At 42.7% G+C, this 21,487-nt stretch carries 28 protein-coding genes and 1 pseudogene; 18 read left to right on the forward strand and 11 right to left on the reverse strand.

Translation table 11 applies throughout. The features are described 5' to 3' along the window. Nucleotides 1-169: 169 nt before the first annotated feature. From J7545_RS06275 to J7545_RS06320, 10 genes and pseudogenes are all read left to right on the forward strand, one after another. The gene (locus J7545_RS06275; protein ID WP_318719310.1) at nucleotides 170-778 is read left to right on the forward strand and encodes an exopolysaccharide biosynthesis protein; all 609 of its coding nucleotides are present in this window, start codon (nucleotides 170-172) and stop codon (nucleotides 776-778) included. A gap of 117 nt (nucleotides 779-895) precedes the next feature. After that, nucleotides 896-1,540, forward strand: a complete 645-nt coding sequence (locus J7545_RS06280; RefSeq protein WP_318719311.1) for a hypothetical protein — start codon at nucleotides 896-898, stop codon at nucleotides 1,538-1,540. Between the two features lie 43 nt (nucleotides 1,541-1,583). Next, nucleotides 1,584-2,036, forward strand: a pseudogene (gene ureC, locus J7545_RS06285) (urease subunit alpha); the annotation flags it as partial. A 233-nt stretch (nucleotides 2,037-2,269) separates the two neighbouring features. Continuing rightward, the gene (locus tag J7545_RS06290) at nucleotides 2,270-4,396 is read left to right on the forward strand and encodes an FtsK/SpoIIIE domain-containing protein (RefSeq protein ID WP_318699576.1); all 2,127 of its coding nucleotides are present in this window, start codon (nucleotides 2,270-2,272) and stop codon (nucleotides 4,394-4,396) included. Between the two features lie 6 nt (nucleotides 4,397-4,402). Beyond that, a complete protein-coding gene (locus tag J7545_RS06295) occupies nucleotides 4,403-4,768 on the forward strand; it encodes a hypothetical protein (RefSeq protein ID WP_318699575.1) in 366 nt (121 codons plus the stop codon). 253 nt (nucleotides 4,769-5,021) lie between these two features. Further along, complete coding sequence (locus J7545_RS06300) at nucleotides 5,022-5,318, forward strand: hypothetical protein (protein ID WP_318699574.1); 297 nt, start codon at nucleotides 5,022-5,024, stop codon at nucleotides 5,316-5,318. A gap of 31 nt (nucleotides 5,319-5,349) precedes the next feature. Beyond that, complete coding sequence (locus J7545_RS06305) at nucleotides 5,350-6,297, forward strand: GNAT family N-acetyltransferase (protein WP_318699573.1); 948 nt, start codon at nucleotides 5,350-5,352, stop codon at nucleotides 6,295-6,297. Continuing rightward, on the forward strand, nucleotides 6,294-6,587 hold the full coding sequence (locus J7545_RS06310; protein ID WP_318699572.1) for an ankyrin repeat domain-containing protein: 294 nt from the start codon (nucleotides 6,294-6,296) through the stop codon (nucleotides 6,585-6,587). Before J7545_RS06305 ends, J7545_RS06310 begins: the two co-directional genes overlap by 4 nt. A gap of 372 nt (nucleotides 6,588-6,959) precedes the next feature. After that, nucleotides 6,960-7,181, forward strand: a complete 222-nt coding sequence (locus tag J7545_RS06315; RefSeq protein WP_318699571.1) for an SH3 domain-containing protein — start codon at nucleotides 6,960-6,962, stop codon at nucleotides 7,179-7,181. Between the two features lie 5 nt (nucleotides 7,182-7,186). Continuing rightward, complete coding sequence (locus tag J7545_RS06320) at nucleotides 7,187-8,170, forward strand: IMS domain-containing protein (RefSeq protein ID WP_318699570.1); 984 nt, start codon at nucleotides 7,187-7,189, stop codon at nucleotides 8,168-8,170. Nucleotides 8,171-8,214: 44 nt separating this feature from the next. On the opposite strand, the gene J7545_RS06325 is transcribed toward J7545_RS06320, so the two are convergent. Both J7545_RS06325 and J7545_RS06330 read right to left on the reverse strand, forming a co-directional pair. Continuing rightward, a complete protein-coding gene (locus J7545_RS06325; RefSeq protein ID WP_318699569.1) occupies nucleotides 8,215-8,574 on the reverse strand; it encodes a type II toxin-antitoxin system RelE/ParE family toxin in 360 nt (119 codons plus the stop codon). Further along, nucleotides 8,567-8,809: a hypothetical protein gene (locus tag J7545_RS06330; RefSeq protein ID WP_318699568.1), complete on the reverse strand. Its 243-nt coding sequence runs from the start codon at nucleotides 8,807-8,809 to the stop codon at nucleotides 8,567-8,569. Before J7545_RS06330 ends, J7545_RS06325 begins: the two co-directional genes overlap by 8 nt. Nucleotides 8,810-8,902: 93 nt before the next feature. Here J7545_RS06330 and ureC (J7545_RS06335) point away from each other — a divergent pair, with 93 nt between their 5' ends. From ureC (J7545_RS06335) to J7545_RS06360, 6 genes are all read left to right on the forward strand, one after another. After that, nucleotides 8,903-10,612 carry an urease subunit alpha gene (gene ureC / locus J7545_RS06335; RefSeq protein WP_318719312.1) on the forward strand — a complete coding sequence of 570 codons (1,710 nt, stop codon included), beginning with the start codon at nucleotides 8,903-8,905 and terminating at the stop codon, nucleotides 10,610-10,612. Nucleotides 10,613-10,809: 197 nt separating this feature from the next. Beyond that, entirely contained in the window at nucleotides 10,810-11,103 is a 294-nt protein-coding gene (locus J7545_RS06340; RefSeq protein ID WP_318700954.1) for a nucleotidyltransferase family protein, read from the forward strand. Further along, nucleotides 11,100-11,453 (forward strand): DUF86 domain-containing protein, encoded by a 354-nt coding sequence (locus J7545_RS06345; RefSeq protein WP_318700953.1) that lies wholly within the window; start codon nucleotides 11,100-11,102, stop codon nucleotides 11,451-11,453. The genes J7545_RS06340 and J7545_RS06345 overlap by 4 nt, the downstream gene beginning before the upstream one ends. A 13-nt stretch (nucleotides 11,454-11,466) precedes the next feature. After that, entirely contained in the window at nucleotides 11,467-11,760 is a 294-nt protein-coding gene (locus tag J7545_RS06350) for a nucleotidyltransferase family protein (protein ID WP_318700952.1), read from the forward strand. Continuing rightward, entirely contained in the window at nucleotides 11,757-12,104 is a 348-nt protein-coding gene (locus J7545_RS06355; RefSeq protein WP_318700951.1) for a DUF86 domain-containing protein, read from the forward strand. Before J7545_RS06350 ends, J7545_RS06355 begins: the two co-directional genes overlap by 4 nt. A 105-nt stretch (nucleotides 12,105-12,209) precedes the next feature. Next, nucleotides 12,210-12,761 (forward strand): hypothetical protein, encoded by a 552-nt coding sequence (locus J7545_RS06360; RefSeq protein WP_318700950.1) that lies wholly within the window; start codon nucleotides 12,210-12,212, stop codon nucleotides 12,759-12,761. Nucleotides 12,762-12,956: 195 nt separating this feature from the next. Here J7545_RS06360 and J7545_RS06365 read toward each other — a convergent pair whose 3' ends face one another. From J7545_RS06365 to J7545_RS06400, 8 genes are all read right to left on the reverse strand, one after another. Continuing rightward, the gene (locus J7545_RS06365; protein WP_413038568.1) at nucleotides 12,957-14,270 is read right to left on the reverse strand and encodes an aminopeptidase P N-terminal domain-containing protein; all 1,314 of its coding nucleotides are present in this window, start codon (nucleotides 14,268-14,270) and stop codon (nucleotides 12,957-12,959) included. A 184-nt stretch (nucleotides 14,271-14,454) separates the two neighbouring features. Next, nucleotides 14,455-14,688, reverse strand: coding sequence for a DUF2283 domain-containing protein (locus tag J7545_RS06370; protein WP_318700948.1), 234 nt, complete (start codon nucleotides 14,686-14,688; stop codon nucleotides 14,455-14,457). Beyond that, nucleotides 14,673-14,996: a hypothetical protein gene (locus J7545_RS06375; protein WP_318700947.1), complete on the reverse strand. Its 324-nt coding sequence runs from the start codon at nucleotides 14,994-14,996 to the stop codon at nucleotides 14,673-14,675. Before J7545_RS06375 ends, J7545_RS06370 begins: the two co-directional genes overlap by 16 nt. 26 nt (nucleotides 14,997-15,022) lie before the next feature. Beyond that, nucleotides 15,023-15,787: an MBL fold metallo-hydrolase gene (locus J7545_RS06380; RefSeq protein WP_318700946.1), complete on the reverse strand. Its 765-nt coding sequence runs from the start codon at nucleotides 15,785-15,787 to the stop codon at nucleotides 15,023-15,025. A 53-nt stretch (nucleotides 15,788-15,840) separates the two neighbouring features. Then, nucleotides 15,841-16,434 (reverse strand): aminodeoxychorismate/anthranilate synthase component II, encoded by a 594-nt coding sequence (locus J7545_RS06385; RefSeq protein ID WP_318700945.1) that lies wholly within the window; start codon nucleotides 16,432-16,434, stop codon nucleotides 15,841-15,843. 8 nt (nucleotides 16,435-16,442) lie between these two features. Further along, nucleotides 16,443-16,886, reverse strand: a complete 444-nt coding sequence (locus J7545_RS06390; protein WP_318700943.1) for a diacylglycerol kinase family protein — start codon at nucleotides 16,884-16,886, stop codon at nucleotides 16,443-16,445. A 129-nt stretch (nucleotides 16,887-17,015) separates the two neighbouring features. Then, complete coding sequence (ybeY, locus tag J7545_RS06395; protein ID WP_318700942.1) at nucleotides 17,016-17,522, reverse strand: rRNA maturation RNase YbeY; 507 nt, start codon at nucleotides 17,520-17,522, stop codon at nucleotides 17,016-17,018. 25 nt (nucleotides 17,523-17,547) lie between these two features. Then, a complete protein-coding gene (locus J7545_RS06400; protein ID WP_318700941.1) occupies nucleotides 17,548-17,757 on the reverse strand; it encodes a DUF3285 domain-containing protein in 210 nt (69 codons plus the stop codon). A gap of 326 nt (nucleotides 17,758-18,083) precedes the next feature. Here J7545_RS06400 and J7545_RS06405 point away from each other — a divergent pair, with 326 nt between their 5' ends. After that, the gene (locus J7545_RS06405; protein WP_318719313.1) at nucleotides 18,084-18,242 is read left to right on the forward strand and encodes a hypothetical protein; all 159 of its coding nucleotides are present in this window, start codon (nucleotides 18,084-18,086) and stop codon (nucleotides 18,240-18,242) included. A gap of 58 nt (nucleotides 18,243-18,300) precedes the next feature. Continuing rightward, nucleotides 18,301-19,203, forward strand: coding sequence for a sulfotransferase family protein (locus tag J7545_RS06410; RefSeq protein ID WP_318719314.1), 903 nt, complete (start codon nucleotides 18,301-18,303; stop codon nucleotides 19,201-19,203). On the opposite strand, the gene J7545_RS06415 is transcribed toward J7545_RS06410, so the two are convergent. Continuing rightward, complete coding sequence (locus J7545_RS06415) at nucleotides 19,200-21,254, reverse strand: DUF2264 domain-containing protein (RefSeq protein ID WP_318700939.1); 2,055 nt, start codon at nucleotides 21,252-21,254, stop codon at nucleotides 19,200-19,202. The genes J7545_RS06410 and J7545_RS06415 overlap by 4 nt on opposite strands. Between the last annotated feature and the right edge of the window lie 233 nt (nucleotides 21,255-21,487).

Raw genomic sequence — 21,487 nt, forward strand, 5'->3', positions numbered from 1 at the left:
AAATGGGGCATTTTTTCAATTACCACTCTCACCCACTTGCCATAGGTTTGAGGCACTTCCTTTCTCATTGCCTCCACCTCTTCATTACTCCTGTACCTCTTCATTCTCTCTCAATTCTTAAAATCATTCACTTGTAAGATCCCCCCATCCCCCTAACCTTTCTCCCTTTATGGCTCAACTTTCGGTAGAATTCAAACGTTATTTTTGGCAAGAAAACCGCTCTTCTGAGGTGACTTTAGCAGAAATGCTGGAACTAGCAGGAGAGCGGGTTTTTGGTTTTTTGTTTGTGTTGTTGTCGTTGCCATCTGCCTTACCTATCCCTGCACCAGGGTATTCAATTCCGTTTGGAATTGTCATGTTTTTACTCGCCATGCAGCTTATTTGGGGCGCGAAGCAGCCTTGGTTTCCGAAACGAGTTTTGAATGGAAAAATGCCGCTACAGAAGGTTCAAGGGGTTCTAGACGCGGGAATTCCCTGGCTTCAGAAGATTGAAGGGTTGACGAAACCTCGTATGAGTGGGGTGTGTACGAGTTTACCGGGGCGAGTGGTATTGGGAGTAGCGATCGCCCTGATGTCCATGTCGATGATGATTCCCATTCCCGGAACGAATACTCTGCCGGCGATCGCCATTTTCGTCATTGGCTTTGGCTTATCCGAAGATGACGGCTTCATTAGTTTAGCCGGACTCGGACTGTCTCTAGTCGGAGCAACCGTTTCCGTGGGGATTATTTTCTTTGGTGTGAGTATTTTAAGTTGGCTCAAAGATCTAATGTTCTAGTGGAACCCAGGTACAAAGTCTGGGTTAGACTTGTGTATAGCTGTGAAATTTAAGTTCACAGCTTAGAGATTTAATTGGGGTTGAGTATAAGCTCAAGTAAGATTCTGGAGAAGGCAAGTGAAAACCATTTACATTTTACTTAGTGTTATTGCACTAACAGCGCTCTCTTTGATTTTGCCAGTGAAAGCAGAAGAAGATCTAGATTGTCCGGATGATTTTTCAGGGATTGAGCTTACCGATCGCCAACAATCAAAAATATGGCAACTAGAGGAACAATTAGATAATAAAATCGAGACTATTGTTCCTATTTCAGATGAACAAGAAGCCCAAATCGAGCAATTGGAAGAAGACTTCGAGCGTCAAATTGAAGGATTGTTTTCCTCAGAACAAAAACAAAAGATTGAGCAACTCGATCGCTGGGGAGAGGAACAAGTGGAAAAAATTGCACCCCAACTTTTTCAGGAAATTGAGATCGAACCCAATCTCACTGTAGAACAAGAAGCAGAGTTAGAAGGAATTGAGATAGAATATGAACGGCGTTTTGAAAACATCTTAACTTCTCAACAATGGCAAAAAATTGAAGAAATTGAGCGCCAATTTGAGAATAAGATAGAAGCATTAATCCCTGAACTTAATGCAAAACAAGAAGCCGAAATTGAGAGTGCAGAAGAAGAATTTGAGGCAAAAGTTATGCAAGTCCTTACACCAGAACAACGCCAGCAATTGCAACAGAATATGGCTTGCGATGTTCCAGACATTTAATGTTACGGGTTACCATTGAGACTTATAGTCAAGCCAATCTTTTGCGGATACAGAATTAATTATTGAAGTGGAACCGGATTACACCACTTACGGCGATGAGATAAAATTTGGTGGCGGCAAGGTAATCCGGGATGGCATGGGCCAATCTCCCATTACCAATGCCGATGGCGCGGTGGATATGGCGATCACCAATGTCCTGATTTTGGATTGGTGGGGAATTGTTAAAGCCGATATTGGTATCAAAGACGGCAAGATATACAAAATTGGTAAAGCGGGAAATCCCAATATTCAAGATAACGTTGATATTATTATTGGCCCCGGTACGGAGGCAGTGGCTGGAGAAGGGATGATTCTCACGGCTGGAGGCATTGATTCCCACATTCATTTTATCTGTCCCCAGCAAATCGAAACGGCGATCGCCTATGCTCAAATGGGAGACCGTAACGCCAGTATTCCCACCCCCCAACCCGTCCATATGCCTCCCATGTTTGCCAGCTTTGGGTCTGCGCTCTCGGCAACCTCCCTCACTTAACACTGATCGGATGTTGTAAATATTTGTTACATTTATTGCTTTAACTCTTGGCCAATCAATTGACTTATTTTACACTGGCTAGGAGATTAGTTAGATTAGTAAAACCAAGCTGTCCCCAAAAAGTTATATTTTAGTTTTTGCCTGATTGAGGCATAAAACTAATTCCTAGAGAACTCAATCCATAAGTTGGGTAAGTAATGATGATCGATCCTGTGAGTATGGGAAATAATTTTCCGTTTAAGGAATTGCCAGATTTCATTTCGGGACTCAAAACCTATACCCGAAGTGATGATATTCGCGAGCAGTTGCGGGCGTTAACGGTGCATATCGAGCAGGTTATCCAAAATTATTTGGGCAGAAATTACGATTCTATTGAAATATTTAACGCGGCAAAATCTTCGGTAGAAGAACCCTATCGGTATTTATTTTTGGCCGATTTCCCCACTAACTTTGATGGATCTTCTTGGGAGGACTTGAAAAGTTTGCTAGTCAATGGAGCGAAAGCGGGGGTATACGCAATTATTCATGTGGATGGGACTCTGGAAACGCCGAAACGGGATATGGATTATCGTTTGTTTGAGAGCTACTGCACTGTGTTACAACCGTCGGGAAAATCGGAGGACAACCATCCCTTGTTTGAGGTGCAGTTCCCGAATGGATGCTTATGTGAAGTAAGTTTGGATGAACCGCCACCCAACGATCAATTTAATCAACTGACTGGGGCGATCGCCAAGGCTTTTAAGGAAGTCAAAACGGAGACCGTTTCTTTTGCCGAATTTTATCCCCATACTACCCACCCAGATAAAAGAGTCTGGTCAGCAGATTATTATAGTGGTTGTGAAGTTAGAGCGCCCATTGGCGTGATGGGGGCTAGGGAAAATTTAGAGTTCTGGTTGGGGACAAATGAAGATGCTTTAGTGGTGAGTCAAGGATTGTTAGCCGGGAAACCGGGAGCAGGAAAAAGCTACACGCTTCATGCGATTATTATCAGTTTAGCCATGCGCTATTCCCCAGATGAGTTGCAGATGTATTTGTTGGATTTTAAGGAGGGAGTTGAGTTTCAAATTTATGTCGATCCAGAGCGTTCAGATCGAGTGAGTTTGACGGAAGAGTTAAATGAGGAAAAAGCATTACCTCATGCTCGTGTGGTTTCGATTGAAAGCGATCGCGAATTTGGTTTAAGTGTGCTGCAAACTGTGCAAGCCGAAATCGAACAACGGGGGAGTCAGTTTAAGTCTGTAGGGGTGAGCAATTTAACCGATTATCGAGAAAAATGCCCGGATGTAAAGATGCCTCGAATTTTGGTGGTCATTGATGAGTTCCAATATATGTTCCAAGACCGGGACAAAATCACGTCTGAACTCAACTTGATTTTTGAAGATATTACTCGCCGGGGTCGAGCCTTCGGAGTCCACTTGCTGATTGCTTCTCAGTCTCCCAATGTGCCCAATATGAGTCGGGGAATTTATTCTTTTATTGAGTTAAGAATGGCTCAACAAATGGACAAAAATACAGCGAATTCAGTGTTAGCAGAAGGGAATGTTGATGCTGTAGATTTATTAGAGAAACCAGGGAAGGTGATTTATAACAAAGATTTTGGCCGGAAAGGTCATAATGAAATTGGTCAAGTGGCAGATATGTCTCTTCCTGAACGGATGAACGCTTTGTTAGAGATTCAAAATACGGCCAGAGACAATAGTTACCAACGTTCTGAACCCCTGATTTTGTTTAATGGCAGCCGTCCAACTCAGTTAAGTCACAATCGCCAATTGCGTCAATTATCTCAGAGGTCTGATTGGTTGTCTCTGCGGGATTTGAATAAACAAGCGATCCAAGAACCCGACTGGTTAGTAGAAGAAACTCCAGGGGTAGCGTGGTTAGGGGAAGCCATGCGAATTGGTGACCATACTAAGGCGATATTCCGGCGGCGATCGCGCAGTAATATGCTTTTAGTGGGTACGTCAGAAGAAATGATTTTCGGCATCATTGGCGGTATTCTTTTGAGTCTGGTACATACCTATCAACCCCAACAAGCGGAGTTTCAAATAATTGACCTCTGCCAAGATAGCGAAGATACTCCCTGGGCTTCGATGTCCGTAAGTTTTCGGCGCTTATTTGCTCAATATTTTCCCATCGCGATCGGTAAACGATTCCCCAATCCAGGGGATAGAATTATACGAGGGGAAACCATTCTCCAAAACGTCTATGAAGAATGGGAACGGCGACAAAAATATCGGGATGAACATCCCGATGAACTGGATTTAGGGCCATCTTTATTCTTGATTTATGCAATTGGTTCTTTAAGTCGCGCCCAAAATTTGTGACCTGTGATGGGACGACGCGATGAAGAACCTTCAGAAGATGCCCAAAAGTTGCTCACTTTAGCCGCAAGAGGGCCAGAATTGGGGATTCATATCATTCTTTGGTTAGATAGTTTCAAAACCTTTACCCAGCTAACCGCAGATAATCGTTCAGCTTTGACTAATTTTGATTTACGGGTAGGAATGAATATGCCAGGGGATGATTCGCGTTCGTTACTGGGAGAAACTGACGATCAAAGTTTACCAAGAACTATGGCTTATTTCTGCGATAAATCCACAGGCAGTAATTTAGAAAAATTTAAAGCTTATTCAGTCGTATCAATTGCCGATATGACCCAATATAGTAAACAGTTTCAACAGCGTTTATTCAATTAACAGGAGGTGAAATCATGGGTAGAAGAGATATTGATGTAGATGAACAGACGAATTTACTAAAGATTTTAATCGAACTCAGGAATCAGTTGATAGGACATTAAAAGCCGGAAATGATGCCTTAAGTTGGTTGAGAATATTTGATGACATTATCATGAGTTTTGAGAGAAGTCATCGACAATAATCTGATGCAATTTTATCCCCTTCCTGTAAAGGTAAGTAAGGTTTATATTAACAATAGACAAAGGTAACACACATGGCTAAACAACAAACCTCCTTTTCTTCAGAAGATGCACAAGTTCTGTTAACGGAACTGCAACAATTCCGTGATACTCTTCAGCAAGAGTGGTCGCGGGTACTTTCTCAATGGGCTAATTTAAAAATCACTTGGCGTGATGAACAATTTGACCAGTTTGAACCCTTTTTTGAAGCGATGGCTGCTAATTATCGTGATGCAGAACAAGATTGCGAAAAGTATATTCGGTTTTTGCAAGAACAAATTAAAATTGCTGATGAGCGCAAGTCAAAGTTGGGGGCTTTGTCAGATTTATAGTCTAGACTGATTGCCAAAAGGATAAAGAAACATGGCTAAACAACAAACCTCCTTTTCTTCAGAAGAGGCACAAATTCTGTTAAGAGAACTGCAACAATTTTGCGAGACGCTTAAGCAGGAGTGGTCGTGGGTAGTTTCTCAATGGTCAAATCTGAAAGTAACTTGGCATGATGAGCAATTTGACAGGTTTGAACCTCTGTTTGAAAAGATGGCTGCTCATTATAATGATGTGGAACGAGATTGCGAACAGTATATTGAATTTCTGCAAGAACAAATTAGAATTGCTGATGAGCGTAAGTCAGCATTGGGGAGTTTAGATTGGATGGGAAAAATTGAGAAAACTGTTGCTGGAGTGCAAATATTTTCTTCTCTTGCAGGAACAGCGATCTCAGCACCAACTCAACGCGATCCAACTCTCACTGAGCGTTATCAGAGGATGCCTGGAATAGCTAGGGTAATGAATGGTGAACAGCAGTTCAGCGAGTATTATCAGCAGCAACAAGAAGCAGAAACAAAACGCAAGAAACGAGAACTTGAAATAAGCTCTAAAGCTGATAAACCATCTCAAGCGAGTGGTTCACCACCCAAGAAACATCCACCCTCAGCATTTGCTCAAAGTTTAAATTACCGCGATCGCTATGGTAGTTGGGATGATTTTTACCAGGATATTGAGGCAGAAACTTCAGCCCGAATTGAAGCCCTTTTGCCTGATGGTCGAGAAATTGGCTATATTAATGTGTGCAAACAGTCTGATGGGCGAGTTTATATTCAAGATACTGAAGTTGCCAAAGCCTATCGAAAGCAAGGAATTGGCACATTACTATTTAAAAAACTTGAAGAAAAGTTGCCCCAAGGTACGCAACTTTATTTTATTACGAATGATGCTCCGAAGAATTATTGGAAGAACCGGGGCTTTAAGCAAGTCAGTTACCCTGATGGCCGAGTCGAGTTTTGTAAACAAGTGAAAAAAGAATTATGAACACCAATACTCTGAAATTAAATCAAAGTTTAATCGAGGCTATAACTCAAGGCAATCGCCCTAGGGCAACAGAGTTATTATCCGAGGGTGCTGATGTGAATACCAAAGACAATAATGGACAAACAGCACTCATGATTGCCACCTATAAAGGTGAAATTGGATTGGTTCATTTACTATTAGAAAAGGGAGCCGATACAAAAATAACAGATCCAGAGGGTTGGACGGTATCAAAGTATGCAGAACAGTTAGATGAAATGGAGACTTTGGAGTTACTTGGAAACACGGATTAATTCAGAGTAAAACCTTCGGGCATTCCTCCTGAACTCAAAACATTTACACCCACAGCCAGAACTACTATTCAGGATCAAATAATCGATGAAATTGTCACGGCGAGAGATTGGAGAGATACGGTAAGTATTGGTAGTTTAATTGGTGGTTCAGTTCTGATTTTAATCACTTTGTTTTTTAAGTTGGACGTGATCCCATCTGCTGCTAACTCAGTCATTTCTGAAAATTCTAGCTCTTCAAGCTCTACTGGTTTGACGACGGATGCTCAGGCAAATATGCTTTCTACTTCACAGACTGATAATAGTGTACAGTCAAATTCCTCTTCTTCCGCTAGAAATTTACCTTCACCAGATAATTCCTCAAAAACGAAATCAATGCCAGAAGAGGTTATTCTTAGCGGAATGCCCAGTCGCCAAATTGACATTTATGCTCAACCTACAACTCGCTCCAATTCCCCTCATTATGGATTAGGTGGCGATCGCGTCAAATCTCTTGAACAAGTTGAAGGAGACGATGGCTACACTTGGTATTTTGTGCGATTTCCTTCCGACGCTACTGGTTGGGTTCGTAGTGATTTTATTCGTCTACCGGAGTAACCAGGATGAACAGCAATACTCTGAACTTAAACCAAAGTTTAATCGATGCGATTATTCAAGGCGATCGCCCTAGGGTGACCAAGTTATTATCGGATGGTGCTGATGTAAATACCAAAGACAATAATGGACAAACAGCACTGATAATTGCCACCTATAAAGGTGAAATTGGATTGGTTCATTTACTATTAGAAAAGGGAGCCGATACAAAAATAACAGATCCAGAGGGTTGGACAGCATCAAAGTATGCAAAACGGTTAGATGAAATGGAGATTTTGGAGTTACTTGAAAACACGGATCAATTCAGAATCCAACCTGCTGGCATTCCTCCTGAGTTGAAAACATTTACACCCACAGCTAGAACTACTATTCAGGATGAGTTAATCGATGAAACTGTTACAGCTAGAGATTGGAGAGATGCGGTTAGTCTGGGCAGTTTAATTGGTGGTTTGATTATGATTATAATTGCTTTATTAGTTAAGCCTCAATTCCTTAAATCTAGTATTACTGAGGTTTCAAACTCTGTAAATTCTACTGTTACTAATTCTACTGCGGCTAATTCCTCTAGTTCATCTCCTACGGTTAGGGATTCATCATCTAGTATTACAGAAAGTCAAGCAGTTGACTTAATTTCCACTTGGTTGGAAGCTAAAAAAAGAATCTTTGCGCCTCCATTTGATCGTCAATTAGCTGCTGATCTAACAACTGATTCTCGCTATGAGAGAATTGTCAGGCGTGATGGTTCCATTGATTGGTTAAAAAATAATAATGCTTTTTATGAATATGGTTTTCAGAAAGCTGAAGCAACGGGATCATTTTTTTCTAATCAAGATCAAGCTACTATTGATGTCATAGTCACAGAAGAACTGACTTTATATATTAATGGTATAATAGATGAAAGTAAAAGTAGTTTTAATACCAATCGATACCGTTATAATTTTCGTAAAGAAAATGGAAAATGGAAAATTTCTAACTATGATAAAGTTGAATGATTTTGATCTACGCAGAAGCTTGAGATATCCTTCAAAACTCAGATTTATTCAGAATCATAAAAATCATCTAAAATAGACTGAATTTGATCCACTGCAATGTCTTCTTGTTCTGACTTGCTATAGATCGTTAACAATAAAATACTCCTTTCTGACTCCAGCAAATAGATAATGCGATATCCGGCGCTTTTGCCTTTTTGAATATCGCTATTTTTCACCCTCACCTTGTAAACATAAAGATTAGAGCCAAAACCCGCCAGGCGATCGCCTAATATAACTTTTCCCTCAAGTTGGGCAATAATCGGCCCAAGATCCTTCCGAATACTTCGGTATTTTTTTGATAGTCGATAAGTTTTTTCTTCAAATTCATCAGTGAATTTAACGGAAATGGGCACATCATCAGTCATCAATTCTCTCCCATAGTTCAGAAATAGGTCGGGTTTTGCCTTCTTTGGCTTCTTGTAAGGCCCGTCTCAAACTCGCCTTAACTTCTTCTACAGGAGTATCATCCGGATCGACTTCATCCTCATCAGATACTAGCAGAATAACTTTAACTCGACGGTCAGATCGAATAGCTAAAGGCTCATCTAATAAAAGTTGACCGTTTTGATCGACTTTTGCCATCATTTCAAATGCTTGCATTGTTTTACCTCAACGGTTGTTTGATCGTGTAGTTACTAGAACATATCTACAGTATTATAGATTCTGTATGGGTAAGCTAGTCTGGAAAAGATTATGGGTTATCGGATGGATCGCCTCGCATATGCACAAACCTACGGGCCCACAGTAGGCGATCGCCTGCGCTTGGCAGATACAGAGTTAATTATTGAAGTGGAACAGGATTACACCACTTACGGCGATGAGGTAAAATTTGGTGGCGGCAAAGTCATCCGGGATGGTATGGGCCAGTCTCCCATTTCTAATGCTGATGGCGCGGTAGATATGGTGATTACCAATGCCCTCATTTTAGACTGGTGGGGAATTGTCAAAGCCGATATTGGTATCAAAGACGGCAAGATCGCCAAGATTGGGAAAGCCGGGAATCCCAATATTCAGAATAATGTGGATATTATTATTGGCCCCGGTACGGAGGCAGTGGCTGGAGAAGGGATGATTCTCACGGCTGGAGGCATTGATTCCCACATTCATTTTATCTGTCCCCAGCAAATCGAAACGGCGATCGCCTCCGGCATTACGACAATGCTCGGTGGAGGAACAGGTCCAGCCACCGGAACCAACGCCACCACCTGCACCCCCGGCCCCTGGAATATGTACCGCATGTTACAAGCGGCTGAAGCATTCCCCATGAACTTGGGATTTCTAGGTAAAGGCAATAGCTCCCAACCTGAAGCACTACGAGAACAGGTACAAGCAGGGGCCATGGGTTTAAAACTCCATGAAGATTGGGGCACTACTCCGGCGACCATTGATACCTGCTTATCCGTTGCCGATCAGTCTGATGTGCAAGTCGCCATTCATACCGATACCCTGAATGAAGCAGGATTTGTTGAAACCACCATCGAAGCCTTTAAAAATCGTGCCATCCATACCTACCACACCGAAGGCGCAGGAGGAGGACATGCACCCGATATTATCAGAGTTTGTGGTCTCGCCAATGTTCTCCCCTCCTCCACCAACCCCACCCGACCCTATACTCTCAATACCCTAGAAGAGCATCTCGACATGCTCATGGTTTGCCATCACCTTGACCGCTCCATTCCCGAAGATGTGGCCTTTGCCGAGTCCCGTATCCGTCGGGAAACGATCGCCGCCGAGGATATTCTGCACGATCTGGGCGCATTTAGCATGATCGCCTCCGACTCCCAAGCCATGGGCCGAGTCGGCGAGGTCATTATCCGCACCTGGCAAACCGGTCATAAAATGAAGGTACAGCGCGGCCCTTTACCGGAAGATAGCAGCCGTAATGATAATACCCGTGCCAAGCGCTACGTTGCCAAATATACGATTAATCCCGCCATTACCCATGGTATTGCCGAGCAAGTAGGGTCAGTGGAAGCCGGCAAATTAGCTGATTTATGTCTGTGGAAGGCGGCATTTTTCGGCGTGAAACCGGAAATTGTCATTAAGGGGGGCGCGATCGCCTATGCTCAAATGGGAGATGCGAACGCCAGTATCCCCACCCCCCAACCCGTACACATGCGTCCCATGTTTGCCAGCTTTGGGTCTGCGCTCTCGGCAACCTCATTAACCTTTGTCTCGAAAGCTGCCTTAGAGCGCGATATTGCCAGCCAACTCGGTTTGCAAAAACCCACCATAGCCGTTGCCAATACCCGTCAACTGACCAAACAGGATCTCAAACTCAATGATGCCCTACCTGAAATTGAAGTTGACCCCCAAACCTACGAAGTTCGTGCAGACGGCGAGTTGCTTACCTGCGAACCTGCCACCGTCTTACCCATGGCCCAACGGTATTTCCTGTTTTAAGTAGCGCTACGCCCTGGTAATTGGTAATCGGTAATCGGTAATTGATAAAGCATTATGAAACCATTCTTATTTTCTCGACCTTGCAAAAAAATACCCCTCGGAAAAACTCCAGCCCACCTTACCTTCCACTATAATTGATTCAACGGACTTGATATGACTCATATTTTAGGAAGAAGAAAATTGACTCTTGAATTGATATGTCTCTAAAGGATTTATTACAAGAAAAACGAGAACAGATATTAGAACTTGCAGACAAGCATGGCGCGTTTAATGTCCGGGTGTTTGGCTCGGTAGTACGAGGAGAAGAGACAGAAGGCAGTGATATTGATTTTTTGATTGATTATGACCCAACCAGGACTACAGCTTGGTTTCCGGGAGGATTGTTGATGGATTTACAGGATTTGTTAGGGCGGCGGGTTGATGTACTTACTGAAGATGGCATTAGTGCTTTGATTAAGGATCGGATTTTAGCGGAGGCACAACCTTTATGAGTGGTGATAGGGATATAATTTATTTGACTCATATTTTGGAATGTATCGAAGCAGTCGAGACATACACCACTCAAGGACAGAATGATTTTTTGACTAATGCTTTGGTGCAAGATGCCGTATTGCGTCGGTTACAGATTATGGCGGAATCTACGCAGAGGCTTGGTGATGAGTTAAAAGCTCAAGCACCTAATGTCGATTGGTGGGCTTTGGCTGGTTTTAGGAATGTTTTAGTTCATGATTATTTGGGTGGGATTAATTTACAACGGGTTTGGGATGCTATTGAAAATAATTTGCCTGCTTTAAAGGGGCAAGTGGAACTAATGTTAAAAGATTTTGAAGAAGAAGATTGACTCTTGAATTGATATGTCTCTAAAGAATTTATTACAAGAAAAACGAGAACAAATATTAGAAATCGCAGAAAAACATGGCGCATTTAATGTGCGCGTGTTTAGTTCGGTAGCGCGAGGTGAGGAAACAGAAAATAGTGATATTTATTTTTTGATTGATTATGACCTAGAGCGGATTTCATCTTGGTTTCCTGTAGGTTTAATTCATGATTTACAGGATTTGTTAAAGCATAAGGTAGATGTGGTCACAGAAAGTAGCTTAAAACCTAGGATTCGAGACCATGTATTGCAAGAGTGTATTCAGCTATGAGAAGCAACTTAGAACGTATAATGGATATGCAGGAAAGTATTGCCAATATTGAGCGATATGCTGCCAGAGGTAAGAATGCTTTCTTTGAAGATGAGTTGATACAAACATGGATTTTATACCACTTGCAAATTTTAGGTAAGGCAGCCCGATCGATCTCTCACATCTTGAGAGATCGATATCCCAGTGTTGAATGGCAGAAAATTATTGGTTTTCGCAACTTGACTGTACATGAATATTTTCGGGTTGACTTGAATATCGTTTGGCGCATCGTTGAAGAAGAATTATTGATTTTGACAAAGGATGTAGAATTGATCCTTAAAGATTTTTCAGAGAAGGGAGAATAGAAGAATGTCTTTACAGGATTTGTTAGGGCGACGGGTTGATGTACTTACTGAAGATGGCATTAGTGCTTTTATTAAGGATCGGATTTTAGCGGAGGCACAACCTTTATGAAACATAAGTATCGCCAACTATTCCCTATTCCCTATTCCCTATTCCCTAGTCTAAAGCGGCGATCGCCCCTAATCCTCGTTACCCTCATTTTCCTTTGGTCGGTAACATTAGGATGGGGATTATCCACCCTCAATCAACCCGCCTTTTCCCAGTCTTCCCGTAAATCAGTCGATCTTGTCCCCGAACAACATCAATTGGGAGAAGAACTTTATCGAGAAAATTGTGGCAGTTGTCACCTCGCCCTTCCTCCTGCGGTGATGCCGACTGAAACCTGGCGACAACTGATTCAAGATCAACAGCATTATGGCATATCAATTGACCCTATCCTCAACCCCGGTCGGTTATTGGTTTGGAAATATATTCAAGTCTTTTCTCGTCCCTTACTTAAGGATGAATCAACTCCCTATCGCCTACGGAATTCTCGCTATTTTAAGGCCCTTCATCCACAAGTTGAGTTTCAAGAGAGAATTGAGCTGAGTCAATGTGTTTCTTGTCATCCTAGCGCTCAAACGTTTAACTTTCGAGAATTAACCCCAGAGTGGGAATAATATCAAGTCCGGTTAATTGGCTATGATGATGCTTCATGTTGGGCAACAGGCAACAGGCAATGTTCTCCCGGAACAATGTAGGAGTGGAAATGCACTGTACATAATAAAAGCGAAAAATGCTGTATCCGAAAGGATAAAAGGATTGAAATTGATTGACGGTGTTTACCAATAATCACAACCCGTTATCCTATCTCTCTATTTTCCTTCTAATTCTTCGGGCATTTTGGGAATGCCAGCCGTCAGTACTTCATAGCCATTTTCGGTAACTAAAACATCATCTTCAATCCGCACGCCAATCCCTCGCCATTGAGGGGGGACTTCGGGTTGCTCTTCTGGGGGTTTGACCAAAGGAGCAATGTACATGCCCGGTTCTACGGTTAATACCTGACCGGGTTGTAGCACTTGCGACTCTTCCTCGTTTTGTTTATAGGCTCCCACATCATGAACATCCAGACCGAGCCAATGACTGGTGCGATGCATATAATAGGGTTTATATTTTTCTTCTTTGATGAGTTCTTCTGGTTCTCCGACTAAGAACCCTAATTCGATCATGCCTTCGACGAGGACTTGAAGAGCGGTATCATGAACAGCATTAAAGGGATTACCGGGTTTGATTTGGGCGATCGCCTGCCGTTGGGCTTCGAGGACAATCTCATAAATCACCCGTTGTTCCATTCCATACTTTCCACCAACCGGATAAGTACGAGTAATATCACCGTTGTAATAGCCATAGGAACACCCTGCATCAATGAGTAATAAATCTCCCGCTTCTAAGGCGCGGGAGTTCTCAATGTAGTGGAGAACACAGGCATTCGCACCAGAAGCAACAATCGAAGGATAAGCCGGGCCAACCCCTCCCCGACGACGGAAAAGGTACTCCATTTCTGCTTGAATTTCGTACTCATAAATTCCGGGTTTCGCCATATCCCAAGCTAAATGATGAGCTTCGACAGAAATAGCGATCGCCTTACGCATCAGCTCTAATTCCGTCTCACTCTTCACCAAGCGTAGCGGATGTAACAGAGTCATCGGGTCTTCCAGAGCCGTAGGGCCAAAGCCTTTTTTTGCATATTGTCTGAGCAGAGACTGCCACTGCTTCAAAATCGTCTGATTAAACGGTTCATCGATACCAAAGTGATAATATAGGCGATCTGCCTTCGACAAATACTGAGGTAATTTTTCCCCTAACTCGGCAATAGGATAGGCCTCATCCGCACCATAGATAGCCTTAGCATCTTCCACCCCTACCCGGTATCCACTCCAAACTTCCTTCTCCCACTCCTTCGGTTGCACAAACAAAATAAACCGGTGTTCTTCATGGTGAGGTGCTAACACTGCCACCGCTTCCGGTTCATTAAACCCTGTCAGATAGAAAAAATCGCTATCCTGGCGAAAGGGATGCTCCACATCACGGTGCATAACTGCTAAGGAAGCGCTACGAAAAATCGCCGTACTTTTTGCCATTTTCGCCATTAATCTTTCCCGACGTTGGCGATATTCGTCTTTCAGTTGTACCGAAACGGCCTTGGAGAGGGATGAAACCACGCTAATTGAACCTCCTTTAATAATTAAGTCAAATATTTATCGTCTTTGGTAACCAAAATATACCTTAATTGAGTGAGATATACTCAACCTCTGACAAAATGCGATCTTCAATGTTGCTATAAACCGACATTTCTTCGTCTACTCCCAATTAACCCACCAGCCTTAACGCTGCATCAATGGGTAACTCAAGCGGGAATTGTTCTCCCCAACGCTTTGAGAAAAACAAAATTTCTAGATTCTCAATGTCTCCAGATTCAGGATTCAACCGGGCAATAATTTCATCCCCAATCTCTTCTGATTCCTGAGCTGCATAGACAGGGCAAACATCAATATATAAAATATCTCCAACCTTGTCATACCGAAACGTTAGCTTTTTGTCCATAAGGTGTTACCTCCAGAAATCTTTCTAGCTGTGTACATCGTGACAATCCAAAGTCGTTGAGGACTCTCATCACGCACGATCGCCACAATCAAAAAACCCCTTGTCCGAATCTCCTCAAACCACCGAGACAATAAAAAAGTTGAAGGATCTCTTGCACTTGCTCTAATCAAATCTGGCTCTAGGAGCGTTTGTGCTAATTGTTCTTCATATTCTGGCAAAGTTCCCGGATGACGTTCGATAATATGCTCCTCTCTTTCCTCCGATAGTTCCACAAAATCCTTAAAATAGGGACACTCAAAAATTCTCATAACATCCCCAACTGTAGGTTAAAAGTTTAGAGTGAGAGGACTTTAATTTGTGAACCTTCATTGGGCAAGCTATTGGCTTGAAGGGTCAGGCGATCGCCAGCTATTCTTTGTACAGCAGTACCATTCATCAGGGCCAGAAACTCATCCACCCTAGCCAAATCACAGACTTGAGGATCGGCCTGTTGGGTCTGGTAATGGGTAGGAATGACAATTTTAGCCTTTAGTATTTCTAGAGCAGCTTTTGCCTCTTCGGGGCTATAGGCTTTGGGTCCACCTCCAACGGGAATGAAGACGACATCCGGTCTACCGATGAGGATTTTCTGTTCTACCGTAATGGGGGAAGCCATCCCCCCTAAGTGCAAAAGTTTTATTCCGGCTTGTTTCCAAACCCAAGACACATTACTCGGAAAGCGGCTTCCTGGCCGTTTCTCCAGCCGCTCGGCTACCATTCCCCGCACCTGCAAGCCACCATTGAGTTGATAATCTCCAGGTTCAAACAGAAGTCTGGGTTGGCCAGGAAGGTCTTCTACATAGCCTTCATCCAATAGTTGAGAACTGATTAATACCAGATCGGCTTCCACGTTGGGGGCAGGGTATTGGGCGGTGCAACCCAGGGGACGAAAGGGGTTGACTAAAATTTGATGGCCGCCTCCAGTAAACAAGAAGCAGGTATGACCAAAGCTCTGTATGGTGAGTCCACTGGGGGTTTGGGCTGTTGCAGAATAGGCAGACGTGACGATAGTGGCGATCGCCATTGCCCCTGTAGTGCTGATAAAGTTGCGCCGTTTCATTGCTCAATTATTGGGTGATTCAGTCTTTATTATCCAGGGTTGGGGTTCGCTTCTCAAGAAGGGAGCGATCGCAGAAAGTTCCGCAAGAGGTCTTTGCCTTTGCTAGTGAGAATACTTTCGGGATGGAATTGAACGCCTTGGATGTGGGGATATTGGCGATGGCGAACCCCCATAATTGTCCCATCTTCAACCCAAGCTGTAATTTCCAACTCTTCTGGACAACTGCTGCGGTCAATGGCCAAACTATGATAGCGAGTCGCATTTAAAGGATTATCCAGACCGGCAAAAATGCCCACACCGCTATGGTGAATGGGTGAAGTTTTACCATGCATCAGGACAGAGGCAGAGACAATTTTACCACCAAACACTTGACCAATACCTTGGTGGCCCAGACAAACCCCCAGAATGGGCAAGTTTGGCCCTAACTTCGCGATCGCCTCTAGGGAGACTCCGGAATCTTCCGGTCGTCCCGGTCCAGGAGAGATCACGATTCCATCCGGTTTAAGCTCTTGAATTTCTTGCCAGGAGATGCGATCGTTTCGATACACCTGAATGTCTTTGGCTTGGGGGAACTCTTGTCCTAATTCTGCCAAATACTGAACTAAATTGTAAGTAAAACTATCGTAGTTATCAATAACAATGATCATGGGAGCCGTTAGGAGAACAGGATAACCAGCTTAGGCAACAGCAGAATGATTCCTACTATAATAGAGGCGATCGCCGAGATCAACACCGCTCCAGCCGCGCAATCTTTAGCAATTTTGGCCAATTCATGATAGTTCTGTTCTACCGTTAAATCCACCACAGCTTCTAAAGCCGTATTCAGCAACTCTAGCACCAAAACCAAAGAAATCATCACCGCCAAAATCGCCGCTTCCACCGCATTAACCTGCAACAGAGATCCAACGATCATCACCAAACTTCCCGCAATCACATGGATGCGAAAATTCCGTTGTGTTCTAAACGCATAAGTTACTCCAGCCCAAGCATACTTAAAACTGGTAGGTAAATTCTCTGCTACCTGCCAAGAGCAGTTACGATGAGTAACCCTTGAGGAATGGGTTGATTCAACAGTTGAAATCGAAAGTTTACTAGACATAAGGTTCACCATAATTGAGAGCAAAGGTGGGGATCTATTTATACGAGCTTATATGAGCGTTCGTCGTCTTCCATTGTCTGTAGAGCAACCCAGACCATAAGCAGAAATTGAATTCACCATGAGGGTAACTCATATCATAAGATCTGACATCCCCTCCAAGGTCCCCAACTCTAAACCCACTTGCACCAGTAGAGATTCTTGTTTGATCCACATCGCCTGTAAGCTCTCTTCATCGGGATGATCCCAACCCAACAAATGCAGTAAACCATGGGCACTCAACCAAGCCAGTTCCACAGTTTCTGAATGACCCTGTTCTTTAGCTTGATCCCTAGCAATCTCCACTGAGATAATTAGATCTCCTAAATATAAGGGGTTTTCAGTCCCTGGAAGAAGAGGGGTTTCTGTCTCTAGAGCAGCAAAGGCTAAAACATCTGTCGGTCTGTCTTGTTGGCGATATTGGGCATTGAAGCTCTGAATCTCTTGGTTATCTGTTAAACGTAAGCTCAATTCATAGGCAGAAGCTGGAGGCAGATCGATACTCTTTAACCAAGCACAAAACCATTGATGCAATAGTTCTGATGCTACCGGAGGTTGAGCAATAGACTTGCTAATCTCAATATTGACTTCAACATCCATTGTGAATATCTCCTATCAGGTGAGGTTATCGAGTGAGGTAGGAAAGTCCCACCAGTACCCCCAAAAGACCAATAACGGTAAGGGTAAAGTGGATTAAGGATTTTCTCCCTTTACGCACCATGTTCCTCATCGCTAGTTTCACGTAACTCGCTTGCGGTTCTTGTGAAGCCGTTTGGGGCGTTTCAGGCATTTCAGGCTGTTCAGAAGGGATAGGAGAGGTTTCAGATTCAGTCATAATTCATTAGGCAAAAGACAACAGGAACTCTAGCAATAGACAATAGCTTGCATTGCTTAGGGTCTAAGCCTTCAAGCTGTAGTCCTCCAGAACAGAGAATCGCTATAATTGCTTTTTGCAAGTGTAACAGAAATGTTACACTTTTATTTCAATCTTTTGGGTTGTCATGTCGATTCTCTGTAAATCTACAGTCTGAACTTGTCAGGCTTTGAGCAAAGCTTTACAGAATCTTGTTGTAAATTGCAGTAATCCTTACTGATTCTTTATATCCAATAGGATAACCTGGAGAGGATAGCAGAGTCTATCGTCTGGAGGAAGCAAATACCGTGAAATCCCAACAATTTATCCTCGCTCTAATCCTATTCTGTTTGCGATTATTGCTCACGGGTTGTACTATTCGACCTGTAGTAAAGCATACTGGCATAACACCCGGACGACGCAGGTCTGCCGCATCTCAACAACACCTCATTAACCTACAAAATTGATAATCTGCTAAAATCCGAACGATCGTCCTAATCAAGTCATGGAGAAATAGCAATGGCTATGCCCAATTTTTTACTTATAGGTGCGGCTAAATCAGGGACTAGCTCTGTTTACAGATATCTCTACGAACACCCTGAAATTTATATGAGCAAAACTAAAGAACCTAATTTTTTTGCTTATGAAGGATGGCAACCTGATTTCTGCGGTCCTGGAGATGCCGAAGCTACAACCAATGTCAAAACGGTACCCTACTTAAAAGAGTATCAAGCCCTCTTTAAAAATGTCAAAGATGAAAAAGCAATTGGTGAAGCCTCTACCTTTTATCTTTATATTCCCGAAACAGCAGCACGGATTAAACACTATATTCCAGAGGTAAAGTTAATTGCTATTTTACGCCATCCTGTGGATCGAGCGTATTCTTTTTATTCCCACTTACGTCGAGATGGACGAGAGCCACTTAAAGATTTTCACCAAGCTTTTAATGCAGAGGAACAGCGTAGAAAAAAACATTGGTCTCCTGTGTGGCGTTATCAAGACTTTGGTTTCTATGGTTTGCAACTGCAACGATATTTCGAGCAATTCGATCCTAAGCAAATCAAAGTCTATCTTTATGAAGATCTGCAAAAAGATGCTCGAAATATGATTAAAGATATTTTTCGATTTCTAGAAGTGGATGATACTTTTACACCTAATTTTTCGGTTCGCTACAATAAATCAGAAGTGCCCAAAAATAGGATTTTACATGGTTTTATTAGCAATCAGAATCTTGTCAAGAGCCTCATTAAACCTTTGATCCCTGCCAAAATTCGTCAGCCGATGGCGGCAAAAGCCTACCGGAAAAATCTGGCAAGATTGAAGCCACTGTCTCCAGAACTGCGACAAGAATTAATTCCCATCTTTGAAGAAGATATCTTAAAGCTACAAGATTTGATTGGGCGCGATCTGTCCCATTGGCTAGTCTAGTGTTGAACGATTTGACAAGTTTTGCCATCCTCGGAAACTCTAGCCATAGCGATTTTACCCTGAATCGTCTTTCCATTAAGAGTAAGATTAAGACGCTTGATTTTATCTAATTGCATCACCACTTGTTCGCCATCATAAAAGTGGAGGTTTATCAAGTCATCAGCAATTTGAAAATTATGGACAAGCTGCATCAAGCGATCGATGCTCTCATGGCCGATTTTTCCATAAACCATATTGGCAAGATAAAAAGACTTCTGGTTTTGATTTTCAAAGCCTAAAGCGGGAACTACACTGGATTTATATCTAATGTTATTCTCGATGTCCTTAGAGATTAAAGCTTGGGCTGGAAATTGACGATCGTAGCCATACAAGTTGCGAATAAAACTGATTTTACCGTCTTTATAGGCGACTTCTGCACCTTCTGTTGAGATAATCTCTGGTACACCTTCATCAAACCCTAATGGATATCCTCCTTCTTTGAATTTCAAGGATTTCCGAGTTTTAATGTAATGGACATTAATCATAAAGTCATCTTTAACTAGAGTGTAAGTCCATGCCCAACCGAGGTTAGTATAGATTCGAGGTAACCAGTTAGTGGCCTCGCGTTTGACCATTCGCAATGGATATTTAGACGCAATAAAGTTGGGTTTGCAATAGAGGGGTTGAATCTGCGATCGCTGCACATATCTACCGCCATCAGAAAAGGTTAGAGCATTGTCACACAGAGAACTGTCACTATCGTATTTTTTTCTAATGGGGCCGATATCATAACCAAAGAGAGAAGAATAGGCAAAATTGGTATATTTGCTACTCAGCTCTGGATAACTATGATGAGATTTATGGTTCAGGAGCTGAACATGACCCGATGCGCGATCGCCTACAAGCAAATAACCGGCTGACTCAATGGAAATAGAAAAGCTGTCTCTATCAATAGCTAAAGGTTTCTCCTCAGCCTGCCAAAAAGGGTGAGATTCTGGCAGTAAGAGAAGGTTAAAGGCTTTTCCTAACCAGTAGGGAGAAGCTGCACAGGAGTAAAATTCTAGCAGCCTAGGAGAGTAACGGAGATATCCAGGAGTGAGAAGATTGTCCTCTGTCAAGACTTCCCCGTTCAAAAAGAATTGCAGCGAACGATTACAAATACTCTTGAGTTCCCCCAAATCTTGCTCTAAACCATCCAAATACAACCCCAACGCAATGGGAGCAAGATAGGCAAATCGATAGGTGACAGAGCGCCCAAAACACGGCACATTCCCTTCCCCAGAGAAGAAGTAGCGGAAGCTATGCATATACTCTCGCATCCTTTGGAGATGGAGTTGGGCAATCTCTGGATGGCGATCGCCATCTAAAATAACCCACATCAAAAAATAGTAATGGAATCCCCAGGCATTGTAATAATCAATTTGCTTCGTCTTTCCATCTCGATACCAACCCTCTCCAAGGTACATCTTTTTACAAATCTCTAGATTTGTAAAGATCTCTTTTTTAGAAAAAGACATCCCTAACCTTTCTAAAACGGTATTAATAATAACCTTAAATAAAAGCCAATTATTAGCATGGCCCTTAACCCGATTGCATTGCAACAAATAATCAGCCACCTGTTGTTTTTCTCTATCCGAATACTTATCCCAGATCTGAGCTTGTGAAAGATACAGAGACCATGCCAGAGATCCGCATTCCACAATATTCTGAGAAAAGTCACCTATCTGTCCCCAATATTCAGGATGTTGAGGATTTGTGCCTGCCAAAATTCCTTTATGATAAAAATCGACAACATCCAGAGTTTGATTGCCCACAGTAAGTTTCAAAGTCGGATGACTTTTGAGCAACGGCGCAGCCATAATCAAAGACCGAGAAAAACCTTCCAATTCATCAGCTACTAAACCATTAGTGCTATTGACTCCTGGAAGTTTAATCCTTGCTTTTCCCGGAGACGCATAAGCAAGAATTCCTTCAAGTAAACTTACCATCACTTCTTCCCAGTGTTCTCTAGTTAATCCAGTTACGGAAGCCGTTGGATAGTCGCATGGAGTTGTCCACTGGAAATTTTTCATAGTTGGAGGTGCTTGTAGAAAGGCTGAAACCAGTATATAATATTGGCTGTGGTTCTAACCAGAAGTGTTGAATGTTAGCTTAATACCGAAAAAAAGAGGATAAAATATGGTATTGTATCCTCAAATATTCAAATAATATTCTCGCCTATGGTAGCTTCCTTTACCAATCTTGTCCAACCCATTCTCAAGTCATTGTCTGCTGATGACTACCCGGTTCTCAACTCTCGCCTCTT

Origin of the sequence: Roseofilum sp. SBFL, assembly GCF_017746885.1 — a bacterium.
Classification (GTDB): domain Bacteria; phylum Cyanobacteriota; class Cyanobacteriia; order Cyanobacteriales; family Desertifilaceae; genus Roseofilum.